We start from the raw sequence: 13,014 nt of genomic DNA on the forward strand, positions 1-13,014 counted from the left end.
CTTCAGCACCTTGTAATCGTAATTTTTTCTTGAGAGGAACCGCTACCGATAACCAATATGGCTTTATCAAAAACACCATCCACGATGTAACGACAACCCTGGAGGCGATAATTGACCATGACAGACTCTGATTTTTTAAATAGCCCTCGACCTCTTAAAATCAGAAGTGCAGGTGCTTCACTTTGAGCCATGGTTCTTGGCATCTCAATAATCGTTTTGACGCCATTGTTATAAACTCTCACTGGCTTAAATCGGGCATTGCCTTGAATTCGATAATTGAAGTTAAGGTCGCCTAGATATTCATTGGTTTCTGGTAAGGTATCTACTTTTCGTCTTTCAGCCTGGATACGTTGTAGTAACTGCCATTTGGCTTTTGCCTCATCAGGATAAGTAAATGAAATGTAAGGCATAAATTCGGTTCTATCTGACTTTAATCTAAAGTGATAGGTTCTTCTGTCTGTGGTGACTACCAAAGAAGAATCAAGTCCTACATCTTTAGGTTTTATGAGCAGATGGATTTGTTGCATAGCTCCAGATCCTGTGATGGATGGTTCAACAACAAAACGTGGGTCACCGACATTCATGTCGTTAAACTGCTCACCTGGTTGGAGGGCAATATCACACACTTGTAAAGGCGCACAAACCACCCTGATTTGTCCTGATCCATAAATAAAACTGACTGAACCATCGCTTGATGCGAAGGGTTTACTTGTTTTTTCTCCTTTTTGTGTGCGTTCTGCGATATCTAAACCTTGTTTTTCCTGACTCGATAGCTTGGGTACAGTTTCGGAAAAATAATGTTCGGCCAGAATAGTGTTATCCAATGCAAAACTGGTGAGCGGTGTTAATAAACAAAATAGCTGCATTATTCTTTTCATTGTTGTTCTCCATGCTTTAATTCGTAGGACCAGTTAAAATCACGCACATAAATCAGATGCGGATTTTTTAAAATGGACTCGCTGGTAACATCATTGATTTCATTCTCCTGATACATCGTAACCATTGCTTTCATCATGCGAGGCTTTTCCTTAAGCGATCCATCACGATTTCTCACCGTTTCAATCCAGTCAACTTGCCAGGTCTCATCCGACTCTTGAAGTACTGAGCGAATGTCTATGCTCACAATCTCAAAGGCAGCTCTTTCAAAGGGATTGGATTGCAGCTTGTCACTGTAGAACTCTTGAATCTTGGCTAAAGCTGCATCATTGGCATTTAAATAGGAATACACTTGAAAAACTGCTTTCTTTTGCAGTTCCGTATCAAGGCTTACCATGCGAACGTTTTCAATAAAATGGGCAGCTGCAGCACGATAATCGTCAATGCTTGCGTCACCAACCTTATCAGCACGAGTAACTGACAAGGTATTGCCATTGGCATCTTGTTGAAACACTAAAGGGATAAATTTGGATTGGCTACCTATCGCAATGAGCCCACCAACTGCTGCCAATGCGATTAACAGGCTACCTAATCCCACCAATTGCCAAACTTGTAGTGATTTCATAAGTCCTGCCGTATGAACATTCCAGGCGCGTCTGGCGTTGAGGTAGGGGTTATTCGTTATACTTTTTTTCATGCTGCTTCTCCGTACTGAGCCAAATGAATACCTTTTTCTGAAAGCCATTGAGAGACCCACTCACTTTCATACTTCGACTCTAATTGCTTCATACGCGCAATCGAATCGGGATCTGTTGCACCAACAAACGCCAAGGCATAAGGTCCTAACGCCAATTGATAAAGTCTTTGGCCTTTTTCACTGACGTAGTAGTAATCACGTTTGGGTTGAGCAGATGCTATGATGTCTATCTGGCGTGGATTTAAGCCCATGCGCTCATAAATGAGGCGGGTTTCAGGATCTCTTGCATAAAGATTGGGTAAAAAGATTTTGGTGGCAGTTGATTCAACAATAATATCTAAGATTCCAGAGTTGGCTGCGTGTGATAAATGTTGGGTTGCCATAAACACCACACAGTTTTTCTTAGCCATGGAATCAAGCCATTCAGCAATCTTGTTTTTAAACACAGGATGCGCCAGCATCAACCATGCTTCATCAAGCAAAATTAAGGTGGGGCGACCATCTAATGATGTTTCAATACGCCTAAAGAGATAAAGCAACACAGGCAATGCAAATTTTTCACCTAAGCCCATTAAATGCTCGATTTCAAAAGTCATAAAGGAAGACAAACCAAGCCCATCACTTTCTGCATCCAGTAAATGCCCCATCAAACCATCAATAGTGTACTGCTTTAATGTTTCTCTAATGGGTTCATCCTGAATCGTCATGACAAATTCAGATATGGTTTTAGAGCCACTTTGGTGCATGCTTAGAATGGCATGGCCGATTTCATTGCGTTGAGCTGGTGTAGTATTCAAACCATTCAAAGCTAAAATGGTATCAATCCACTCCATAGCCCAAGCCCGATCTGCTTTAGTTTCTAAAAACTGCAAGGGCGCAAAGGCAAGATGTGAATCTTTACCTGCAATAGTGAAATGCTCCCCACCTGTTGCTTTACAGGTTGGATACATAGACATGCCTTTATCAAAAGAATAAATACGGGCATCTTTATAACGACGCCAGGACAATGCCAATAAACCCAAATGGGTTGATTTACCAGAGCGTGTTGGACCAAACATAATGCCGTGACCTAAATCTCTGACATGAAGATTCAAGCGAAATGGAGCATTACCGCTAGTGACACAGTGCAGCAAAGGCGGTGATTGAGGAGGAAACAGTGGGCAAGGAGCTTTATTTTCACCTGTCCAAATGCTGGATGTTGGCAACAAATCAGCCAGATTCATGGTATTCATCAGAGGTCGTCTGATATTTTCAACACCATGACCAGGCAGGCTACCCATAAAGGCATCCATGGTATTAATGGTTTCTGTTCGTGCGCTAAAGCCTAAGGCATTGATATTCTTTTCGATAAATAGGACTGCTTTCTCAACGTTCGCTCTATCCTCGTCCATTAACACCACAACCGAGGTATAATAGCCCTGACCCACCATTCCTGAATTGGTTTCGGCAATAGCTGCCTGCGCGTCATTAACCATGCTGAGTGCATCTTCATCAACGATACCGGAGCTGGTATTAAACATTTGGTCAAAAAATCCTCTGACCTTTTGTTTCCACTTTTTACGGAATTTCGTGAAATGAGCTACAGCTTCATGAGGATCCATGAATATGAAGCGAGAGTTCCAGCGATATTCCACGGGTAATTGAGTCAACAGCGTTAAAATACCTGGGTAAGACTCCATGGGGAATCCTTCAATAGCAACACACTGAATGAACTTTCGGCCAATTTTGGGTGTTATACCTGGAATTAATTCCTGACCGCCTATGAGTGCATCCAGATAAATTGGATTTTTAGGCAGATTAACGGGATGGTTAATTCCCGTGACACAATATTGGATGTGTCTCAAAAAGTTATCTTGAGTAACTTTATGGTTTTCATTGATGAGTATTTCTGAGCCTAGCCTTTCCAGGTGAAGTGCAGCACTCATACGAGACTCAAAGTTTCTGCATGATTGCTTGAATGTTTCAATCAATTGATGGGTTTTTTCTTTGTGGTTTAATTTCTCCCCTGAATCATCAAACATCAATTCGACAAAACGCTTTTGGGCCAATACAGGTGGATACCAGGTTAGGGTGATAACAAAATAACCTTCATACAAAGCACCAATACTTTCAAAGTATTGTCTTCTTTCTTCATCAACAGCTTTCGACACATGATCGGGAAAGTATGAAGCACTGCACTCACTGTAACTTGGAGCAGCACGTCTAATGGCATCTACATGAATCATCCAGCCATTACCCATAGAGGACATTGCTTGATTGATTCGAAAAGCCATCATTTCACGCGCTTCATCGGTAGAATTGGCTATATCTTCACCTTGATAAAGCCAAGCTGCCATAAACGATCCATTTTTACCGATAATCACGCCATCATCGACAACTGCAGCATAATTCAGTAAATCAACCAATCCTGCAGTATTACTTCGATGTTTTTTGACATGGTGATTACGACTTTTCATTTGAGTGGTGTGAAACAAAATACCTAATAGCAATAGCCCCGTAATACTGATTAAAAAGGTAATGAACTGGATCATAAATAACTCCCTTTATTATTACGAAAAGGGGTTGAACGTGCTGGATAATAGGCCTGATAGTCTCTTTGCCTTAGATAAACAGCGCGCATTTTAGGATCAGCCTTTGCCATAAGCCTTAGACCTTTTAAAGATAAAAACCAAAGGGCAAAGCCAAAAATGGCGGCAAGCCAATCCTGTGCGGCGAATATTAAGATTGCTGAAAGTAATCCTGAAAACATCACCAGCTCGCGGTCACCACCCATAAAAAGACTTGGGCGGTTACCACATCTGCGTATAGGAATGGTACGAAGACTCATGGTTGTGTCTCCATAGCTATTGTAGGTTTAGCAATTTCAGCTCCTTTGCCTGTAATTGCTGTCATGGTATTTTGTGCTGCAACTAAAAATGAAAGCACCAGTACGATAAAGAGAAGAGTTCGCAAAAAACCATTCATTTCACCACCAAAAATCAGAGTAGCTCCCGCACCAACCAAACCAATAATTGCAGCAGTAAAGGCAAATGGGCCGGTAATGGATTTTTGTATTTTGGTCAGATACGAGTCAAAAGGTAATCCTCCACCTGCGCTAGATGCACATGCAGGGTGTGTTATTAACAGAAGCAATAAAACAATCACTCCCATCATCCATAGACTTCGATAATTTATATTAACTGCTTGGTTCATACCTAATCTCCTTAAATAAGTTGTTCGATGTTGTAATGACCGTTTTCATACCCTTTAACCGATATGATTTCTTCAACTCTGCGTCCTTGCGGTGTTCTTGTGATATGCACCACACAATGAACCGTTTCACCAATTAAAGGTTCAATTTCAGTTGGGGCATAGGGGTTACGGGTAATTAGTGATTTCAAACGATGAAGTCCTGCAAGACAGTTATTGGCATGCAAAGTGGCAGCACCACCCTCATGACCAGTATTCCAGGCATCGAGTAAATCCAGTGCTTCACTTCCTCTAACTTCACCAACAAGGATTCGGTCTGGCCGCATCCTAAGAGTGGTTTTTAAAAGCTGGGTCATATTGACATCAAGAGTGGTGTGATATTGAACGCAGTTCTCAGCAGTGCATTGAATTTCACCAGTATCTTCAATTATGAAGACGCGCTCGGATGGTGAACTACGAACCATTTCATTGATAATGGCGTTCACTAATGTAGTTTTCCCAGAACCCGTGCCACCAATAACTAGAATGTTTCGATGTGCAATAACAGCTTTTTTAATCACTGCACATTGTGCTTCTGTCATAATTTCTGATTTTACGTAGTCGTTCAGTGTAAAAACCGAAATGGCTTTTTTACGAATTGCAAATATTGGCTTTGAGACCACTGGTGGCAGCTGCCCTGCAAAACGTGATCCATCCAGTGGCAGCTCACCTTCCAGTATCGGATTAAAACGGGTTATTTCCTTACCATGAAAGCCTGCAACAGTTTTAATGATGGATTCAGCACGAGCGTCATTGATACTACCTATACAACGCATTGTTTCACCAAGACGTTCCTGCCAAAGTTTGCCATCTGCATTGAGCATGATTTCAACGGTTTTAGGATCACTTAGCGCCTGTTCAATCATGCCACCCAAATCACGCCTTAGCTTTTCACGGGCGCGGTCTTTAACCGTTATCCCTTGTTCTTCTTGTGCTTTCATACGAATAATCCTCGATGTTTTTAAGCTGACTTCAAGCCGTGTTTGAATTTGCTAATTAAACTGTCAACAATGCTTTCCTTATTGGAAGGAGAGTCGCTGAACCATTGATCTTTTTGGCGTTCTCGATAAATACGTCTTTGGATTTCATCACGGTGAACAGGGATCGATTGAGGGGCATCGAAAGCAAGGCGAACTTCACCATCACGATAACCCACTACAGTGCAGTAAACTTCCTCACTGATAACAACAGACTCCCCAACTTTTCTTGTTAAAACCAACATATTGCTTCTCCTTCTATTATTTAAATAAATAGGCTTTGCACTGCCTGATATTCTCTTCAACCACTTCTTTGCTGGCTGGTTGGTGTTTCTCTGGTGCGATGTCAAAAGAATTTCGCCTTTTGATATCACGACAAAAGCCAATCATTTGCGGCAGGGTAGGAGGCATTTCGCAATGATCTCGGCAATCAATGATGACCTGATCCAAAATCTCATCACTGAACTGACTTAACCCCTCCAACCACTCTTTCTTGGCAAATTCCAAAAAACCATCATTCTTGAACTGACTGCGCCACAAATGCCCGTAGTAAACTGCAAAGCGAGTAAACAGGTTTTCAATACATTTTTTTCTACTGTCGGTAGCATTGCAGGTTGATGACGTTTGACTGCTTGTATTCGTCTTCATCGGTGCCTGCTGTCTCTCCTGTTTCTGGGTTCCAGAATGGATCAATGGCTCCGCTCTTAGTATTTGTGCCGCGCTTCTCATTCCTTTTCTCCTGCGTTAATTCGATTTTGACTTCATCTTCCCAACATTTTTGAGATAGCCAGTTAGCTGGAAATTTCCATGCTGGAACCCATTCACCATGGGCTTCTTTTGCTTCACGCGCTGTGATTTGTTGATAAAGTGCTTGCAACATGCATTGCAGCAAAGGTTCATCTGGATTGATTTGTTGAAAAATTTCAAAGGCACGATCACGTGACTTTTTCTCGGGGTACATACGCCAGAAATGGTCGAAGCGTTGTAATAAATAAATATAATTATTTTCTTTTATTTGAGGTGTGTCGGCTTTTAGTAATTTATCTATGTCGGCTTTTACTTCAGTAGCTCCCGAACTCATTGTATTTACAGGGATTACAGCATGCGGCTTTGTGTCGGCTTGCTGTGTCGGGTTTGTGCCGGGTTTATTTTGGACGCAATAACTGATATCCGCTAAAAGGCATTTTAAAATAAGATGTTTATCGAAAGATTGAATGACAATAAGTCCTGCTCGTTCTAGCCCTTTAATGACTCGACGAATTTGCTGACGACTAGGACTTCCTGACTCAGTAATACCTTGATGGGGTTCAATATAAAGTGCCTCAGCTAGCGATTGGTAACTAATCCGTCGCTTTATCCCTACTACGAAAGTATTGCGATCCATATAGGGTCGAATACCTCTTAAGTAGGTAATTTGTTGGATATATGAAAGTCCACAGAGCGCATCCAATTCATTGTCATTCACTGTAAAGTACATAAATAGTCCGTTATTCCTTAACTAAAAGTCTTAGCGCTCAATGAAACTTGTGATAACATTTTGAGAACTTAAGACAAAAAACAGCTCTTAATGAGTCAAATTACTCGAATCGAGTAGTTATTAAATCTCAAAATAACACAAATTGAGTTATAGTCAATATATAAATGGATTAATTTATTAACCTAAAACCGTGGAATAGGTATGAACATCAAAGAGAAAATCGGCCAAAGAATCATGAATGAACGCAAGGCCAAAGGATTGACGAGAAAAGCATTGGCTGAATTGACCAGTGAGTTGAAAATCTCACGTATTAATAATTATGAAAGAGGGGATCGTACCCCTGGTCCGACAGAAATTAAATTGCTTGCTGATGCGCTGGAAGTATCAGCATCTTATTTGATGTGCTTAACTGATAGCCGTGAAGGTAAGATGACAAAATCCCTTGGCATGGGGGCATTGATTCCTGTCTTAGATTACAAACAGGCAATTGACTCAGCTGTTTTCATCCAGAAAATCAAAGAGGATGTTGATACCAAAGTAGAGTTTATTCCTGTTAGCACAGCTGTTAGTGATAGCATTGGAAAAAATGCTTTTGCTCTGAAGATACAGGATGACAGTATGACTCCAGAGTTTCGAGTAAATGATGTCCTTATCATAGATCCAAATATAGGACCAAAGCCTGGGGATTTCGTTGTGGCTATGATTGAGGGTGAGCATGAAGTGATTGTTCGCAAGTATAAGCAACTATCTGCATCTAAAGAAGATCAACAATATGAATTGATTGCTCTTAACGATGATTGGGCTGATATAAGAGTTGGCGCCAATGAAAACTCAGCGCAGATTATTGGCTGTGGGATTTGTTTGATTAGAGGGTTGAAATGTTAATGATCAACCCTATGAAAACAAAAGTGTAATTTGATCGTCAATTTTGAGGTAGTATGAATGAGTATATTTATACTAAAGTGAAAGCTGCCAGTTTAATTAGCGGCCAGCATTTCTTACTGCAGTTTCAATCCAGTTCTCAATATTGTTATATCCACTATCGGTGACCCAGTCATAAGTTGGATATATTTCCGAAAAGTACTTTCGTCTGTTGCTTTCCTCTATATACCAGTAATCAAAAGGATTTTTGCCTTTTAAGCTGGTACCATTCTGAGGGTCCTTCACATTATGAATATAGACACCGATCATTCCTTTTCCAAGTAAGTGGCTTCTGTTTATTTCATGCCTTACCCATGGTCGGTTAAATGTATCTGAGCCAATAAGCACAACAGTAACTGATGTCCCTTTGAGTTGCTTTTCAATCCAGTTTTCGATCGCCTTATCATTGCTTCTTTTTAGTGTTTCCCAATCGGCTTTATCCATAAAAGGCTGAGTGTCGTTTCCATTTCTAATGCGCCAAGAATTTCGGACTTGGACAACACGCCGAATATCATTTTCATAGTGGAAGCTAAAAAATACTTTCCTTGCCATATTTACTCCTTGATTAATAAATTAAGAAAATCTATTACGATAGATATCAGCTCGTTTGGTTTTTCTATGGGCTGACCTAAAGCTTCGAATGCTTTCTTAATGTCATCAGATGAATTTGGAAAATAGTCGTTGAAACTAGTATTTATCTCTTCCCAGAGTTCTCGGGACATGAATTCACTTCCGCCAACAGGTACAAGCACTAAGCCTAAATTTTTTGCTATTTCAAATTCTTTTCTTACACCATCAGCATTTGTTACTTTCCCGTTAATAATCTTATTTCCCATGATGAACAATGCTATACCTGCATGACCAATGAGGTCTTTGCGATATTGCTTCCAAGTTGCTTCGCGTTCATCTTTATCATCAATGAACTGAGGAAAGGGGCGCATGATAAGAAAGTCTTCAATGTGCCCAATGCCATTACGATATATTTTAGAAATTGCTCCTGAAATAATGGCATTGCCGATACCAAGACCGACTCCAGTTGCAATTTTATAGCCTTGACCAATCATTGCAACACTCAATGAACTTAGAGCTAATTCTGTATCCACTTGCGACCACTGACCAAAGTCACTTGCACTACCAGAAATGAAGACCGTTTTTCTGCTAAATGCACGCTCAATGGCGTTGAGTATCTTAGGTATTTCTGAGTATTCGTCTACAAGCAAAGCCCTTATATTGAATCGACGTAAGTCACTAATAACTAACTGCTGTTTAGTATTAGCATACTGGAATTCGGCGTCAGAATCGTATTCTTTTGCATTGCAGGATTTAAAAATACAATAGTGCTGACGTTGATTTTTTTTAAAGTAAATCCTAATCCGGCTGAGGATGTAGTCTAAGTTTGGATCAGTAAAACTGAAACCTAGAAACAAAAATGTTTTAGATACCAAGTCGCCTGACAGTGCATTTACGAAAGGCTCATAATCAATGGTGTATTTTTCGTAGTCATCTTTCGTTAGTACTGTTTGATCTGGATGTTCTATGTCACCATGCATTTTGTAGACTACAACATCTCGTCTTGGCTTTGTTGTGGCTAGGTGATTGTTTGTGTATTTAGAGTCTACAATCTTTCCATTTTCTTTTAAGGCATCTTCAATCAAACGGTCGTAGTTGGTTGTCCAATATGTGCTTATCGGTAGTTTGGCCAAGATGCGATGGCTATCAGAAGGTTCTTTGTTAGAGGATAGTTCATTAATCAGTTGTTGATTGATCCGGTGGCGACCATGTTCATTATTATGAAATTGTGCAAGGCTCACTAAATCTTGTTCTTTATCAATATCTAATCCGAGCTCATCTACTAACGGTCTCAGCAACTCTTTCCAGTTAACAAAACCTGCAGGTGCTGACAATCCGGCACCTGCAAATATTGCTGCATTGTCTTCCTCAATTTCCTTGAGGTATTGTTTTATGAATTGCTTAATCTCTTGATTCATCACTATTCCTCATCAAACTCAGAACTACTAAATCGCAGTACATTACAATTTTCTTTTATCGTGCGCTGAAGTGCTTCATCGAAACCATCTTTAGACTTAGCTTGAATTTCTACAGATATTGAAACTTCAACACCAAGCTTGGCAGTGAATTGCTGCACCACCTCGTCAACGATAGTGGCGAATTCCATTTTTGCTTTCACAGGGTCTAGCTCTATATTGCCGTAAAATTGTTTTTTTATTGCAGTTTGAATAGTCGGTGGAGTGGGTGTAAAACCAACTGGTATCGGTTGTGACTGAACACCATTGGTGGTTCCGGACGCACATGGAATCAAAGGTATCGTCGGATCGCCGCCGGTAGAAGATATAGGCGTGGGTTTAATATGCTCGCGATATTCAACGGCGGCTTCACGCTCAATCAGCAATGAAGATTCGTCCAATGTTGGCATGGAGTCACAACCAAAAACAAAACCTAAATAACGGTCGCCATCTTTACCTGAGGCAAAGCCAAAGTAATCTTCACTATCCAAGCCTGAGGTGATGGCATTTTTGAATACTTGATCATTGACCAGGCGAGGTAAGTAAAGGTAATGGCAGCTGTCTTGCCATACTTTTAATGCGCTCACATCTTTGACGCCATCTTTAAAATACCATTTCTGTAGAGTGTTACGCAGGTGAATAGGACTCCACTCTGAAGTCAACCACTCTTCTTCGCGTAGGGTATTTTCAATCTCAGCGATCAGATTTTGTGTCGCAGGCGATACAGAAACTGCCTCCCATGTTAATTCTGGTTTACCGCGTGCGAAGTCTTCAACCGGGCAGATAATCCACTTATATGTTTCGCGTACAATTTGCTGTAAGCTTTGTTCAGCGACTTCCGCATTGCGAATAGCTTGTTTAGACAACGATACCGTTAAGTCTAGTTTTCCGTCTGTTACATCTGATACGATGCTTTTCCAAGCAAGGTAAGTTTTTCCCGCATCATTTAAACGGCTGACAACATCATAATCTGCGGCAAAGAAAATAAGGCGGTTTTGTTTTTGTCGAGGCTGATCACCACGATTGCGGAGTATTTCTTCGGCGGCTTCGTAAGTCAGTCTTGCATCACCACGGCTATAGGCTGCACTGGGTGGCAACACAACTAAACGTGGGCCAAGGGCATAGTCGTCAGGTATATCAATGGATGGCGTGAAGACATGAATCCCGCCAAAACAGTGATTCCGGCCAAATATACGAGCGACACTCTCCTTTAATAAAGGGTGTAGTTCTTGTTGCTGATTTATATTTTGTTTGCGACTTTCCATCTCACGACGCAGGTTTGGCCGTGTATCCAAGTAGTAACGCTCTTGCTCTGAGTACAAATAGTGCAATCGGTCGCGTAAGCGTTTTAGCACATCCTCAAACACGCCGATTGTTTGCCGAGGCTGGACACAACCCAATAAGATGTGTTCTTGGTTAATTCCTTTAACACCTTGTGCTGCATTTGACGGAGCACTACCCAAAAAAACGGTTCGCATTGCACGACGTGCCGCTTGCACACTACCAAATCGCGTATCATGGCCATCAATGTCAGCAGGCTCGGATCGCGGCCCATCCACTTCTTTTTCCAACACGGGTTCCCATCCTTGAGGCAGGTAGTGAATGCTCTTGTTACGCACATTGCTATCATCTAGAGGGATAGATCCAGGCATAATCAATGCATCTTTATTGTCTGAATTCCAAAGGCGATGAATGACAATCGCCATGTACTGTAAGACACCACGGGTGCGTTGGAATTTATCAAGTGTCGACCAATCTTCATATAAACGATCAAATACCTCAGGATGAATCGGATAAGATTGACAAAGACGTTCAAAGTAAACATTTGATTGAGTTTCTAGGGGAAATTTATCACTGTGGGCGCGATAAAAATCTGAAAACTGACGGCTAATGCCTTCGACTTCTGCTCTCTCACCGGCTGATTCAAATAACCGTCTACGTACAATCTCAAAGGCCTCAGTGCTGGCAACAGGTTTCCAAATTGACTCAACACGTGCAAAGTATTTTTCTAAAGATTCCAGCGCACGCTGACCCATTATACCTCCTACCTCCAACTCGGATTCTGGTAAAGAAGCCAAAAGAATGGCGTTAGGAACAGCTTTCATCGCTTCAGTGAGCGCCTGAATAAATGAAATATTGCTATCAAAGGTACCGGCTTTAAATTGTTTACCCAATTCTAGCTGACGAATGAAGGCAACTAACTCGTCAATTAAAATAACGCAAGGCGCGGCTTTTTCAATCAGCTGGCGCAACACCTCTTTACCGGGAGATGTGCCATCAGCATCGCTTTGCGCAACCATGGCGTAACCTTCTTCACCTAACAATTGCCATGCGAGTTCGCCCCATAAGGTATTCACAACAAGTTTCTCGTTTCCTGTGCCATGTTGTTGTGGCTGGCTAGGGGATAGTTTGATGCCATCGATCACAGCAACTTTGGCACTGGGCAAATCGTGAACACTTGCTTTATCTAATAGTGGTGGAATGCCTTGCAGTTTATCGGTGCTCACTTTGCGGGACGCCAAGTGTAAAACTGCTAACATGGTATGAGTTTTACCACCACCAAAGGCAGTTTGTAGCTGAATGACCGGGTCGCCACCTTGGCCGACTAGGCGCTGGGCCACCGAAATCAATAATAAACACATACCTTCGGTAATAAAGGTGCGAGAGAAGAATTTCTCGGCATCTTGGTATTCTTCGGTAGCGGTACCAGAAGCCACTTGAGAAATATCTGCCGCAAACTCCGACTGTTTAAAAGTGCCTTCTAATACGTCTTTGTGAGGGCGGGCAATTTCACGCCATGGTTTTAAACTCATT

13 protein-coding genes are annotated in these 13,014 nt (G+C 41.4%); 1 reads left to right on the top strand and 12 read right to left on the bottom strand.

Going from position 1 to position 13,014, the window contains the following annotated elements; genetic code table 11:
• Positions 1-2: 2 nt before the first annotated feature.
• The 9 genes from trbG to B1207_RS12935 are packed head-to-tail and all read right to left on the bottom strand — an operon-like array spanning position 3 to position 7,255.
• Positions 3-878 (bottom strand): P-type conjugative transfer protein TrbG, encoded by an 876-nt coding sequence (gene trbG, locus B1207_RS12895; protein WP_112220354.1) that lies wholly within the window; start codon positions 876-878, stop codon positions 3-5.
• Positions 875-1,573 (bottom strand): conjugal transfer protein TrbF, encoded by a 699-nt coding sequence (locus tag B1207_RS12900; protein ID WP_112220355.1) that lies wholly within the window; start codon positions 1,571-1,573, stop codon positions 875-877. Before B1207_RS12900 ends, trbG begins: the two co-directional genes overlap by 4 nt.
• Positions 1,570-4,104, bottom strand: a complete 2,535-nt coding sequence (locus tag B1207_RS12905) for a conjugal transfer protein TrbE (protein ID WP_112220356.1) — start codon at positions 4,102-4,104, stop codon at positions 1,570-1,572. The genes B1207_RS12900 and B1207_RS12905 overlap by 4 nt, the downstream gene beginning before the upstream one ends.
• The gene (locus tag B1207_RS12910; protein WP_112220357.1) at positions 4,101-4,400 is read right to left on the bottom strand and encodes a conjugal transfer protein TrbD; all 300 of its coding nucleotides are present in this window, start codon (positions 4,398-4,400) and stop codon (positions 4,101-4,103) included. Before B1207_RS12910 ends, B1207_RS12905 begins: the two co-directional genes overlap by 4 nt.
• On the bottom strand, positions 4,397-4,765 hold the full coding sequence (locus tag B1207_RS12915) for a TrbC/VirB2 family protein (protein WP_112220358.1): 369 nt from the start codon (positions 4,763-4,765) through the stop codon (positions 4,397-4,399). The genes B1207_RS12910 and B1207_RS12915 overlap by 4 nt, the downstream gene beginning before the upstream one ends.
• A gap of 11 nt (positions 4,766-4,776) precedes the next feature.
• Positions 4,777-5,742 carry a P-type conjugative transfer ATPase TrbB gene (gene trbB / locus B1207_RS12920; protein ID WP_112220359.1) on the bottom strand — a complete coding sequence of 322 codons (966 nt, stop codon included), beginning with the start codon at positions 5,740-5,742 and terminating at the stop codon, positions 4,777-4,779.
• Between the two features lie 20 nt (positions 5,743-5,762).
• Entirely contained in the window at positions 5,763-6,023 is a 261-nt protein-coding gene (gene csrA / locus B1207_RS12925) for a carbon storage regulator CsrA (RefSeq protein ID WP_112220360.1), read from the bottom strand.
• A 16-nt stretch (positions 6,024-6,039) separates the two neighbouring features.
• The gene (locus B1207_RS12930; protein ID WP_112220435.1) at positions 6,040-6,351 is read right to left on the bottom strand and encodes a Vir protein; all 312 of its coding nucleotides are present in this window, start codon (positions 6,349-6,351) and stop codon (positions 6,040-6,042) included.
• A 19-nt stretch (positions 6,352-6,370) separates the two neighbouring features.
• Entirely contained in the window at positions 6,371-7,255 is an 885-nt protein-coding gene (locus tag B1207_RS12935; protein WP_112220361.1) for a hypothetical protein, read from the bottom strand.
• A gap of 201 nt (positions 7,256-7,456) precedes the next feature.
• Here B1207_RS12935 and B1207_RS12940 point away from each other — a divergent pair, with 201 nt between their 5' ends.
• Entirely contained in the window at positions 7,457-8,140 is a 684-nt protein-coding gene (locus B1207_RS12940) for a helix-turn-helix domain-containing protein (RefSeq protein ID WP_112220362.1), read from the top strand.
• A gap of 96 nt (positions 8,141-8,236) precedes the next feature.
• Here the strand turns inward: B1207_RS12940 and B1207_RS12945 are convergent, their stop codons facing one another.
• Genes B1207_RS12945 through B1207_RS12955 form a run of 3 tightly spaced genes read right to left on the bottom strand, consistent with a single transcriptional unit; the run spans position 8,237 to position 13,013 of the window.
• Positions 8,237-8,728 carry a TIR domain-containing protein gene (locus B1207_RS12945; protein ID WP_112220363.1) on the bottom strand — a complete coding sequence of 164 codons (492 nt, stop codon included), beginning with the start codon at positions 8,726-8,728 and terminating at the stop codon, positions 8,237-8,239.
• A gap of 2 nt (positions 8,729-8,730) precedes the next feature.
• Positions 8,731-10,164: an SIR2 family protein gene (locus B1207_RS12950; protein ID WP_112220364.1), complete on the bottom strand. Its 1,434-nt coding sequence runs from the start codon at positions 10,162-10,164 to the stop codon at positions 8,731-8,733.
• A gap of 2 nt (positions 10,165-10,166) precedes the next feature.
• Positions 10,167-13,013 carry an ATP-binding protein gene (locus B1207_RS12955; RefSeq protein ID WP_112220365.1) on the bottom strand — a complete coding sequence of 949 codons (2,847 nt, stop codon included), beginning with the start codon at positions 13,011-13,013 and terminating at the stop codon, positions 10,167-10,169.
• Position 13,014: the final 1 nt, after the last annotated feature.

The sequence above is a fragment of the Legionella quinlivanii genome (assembly GCF_003265995.1).
GTDB classification, from domain to species: Bacteria; Pseudomonadota; Gammaproteobacteria; order Legionellales; family Legionellaceae; genus Legionella_C; species Legionella_C quinlivanii_A.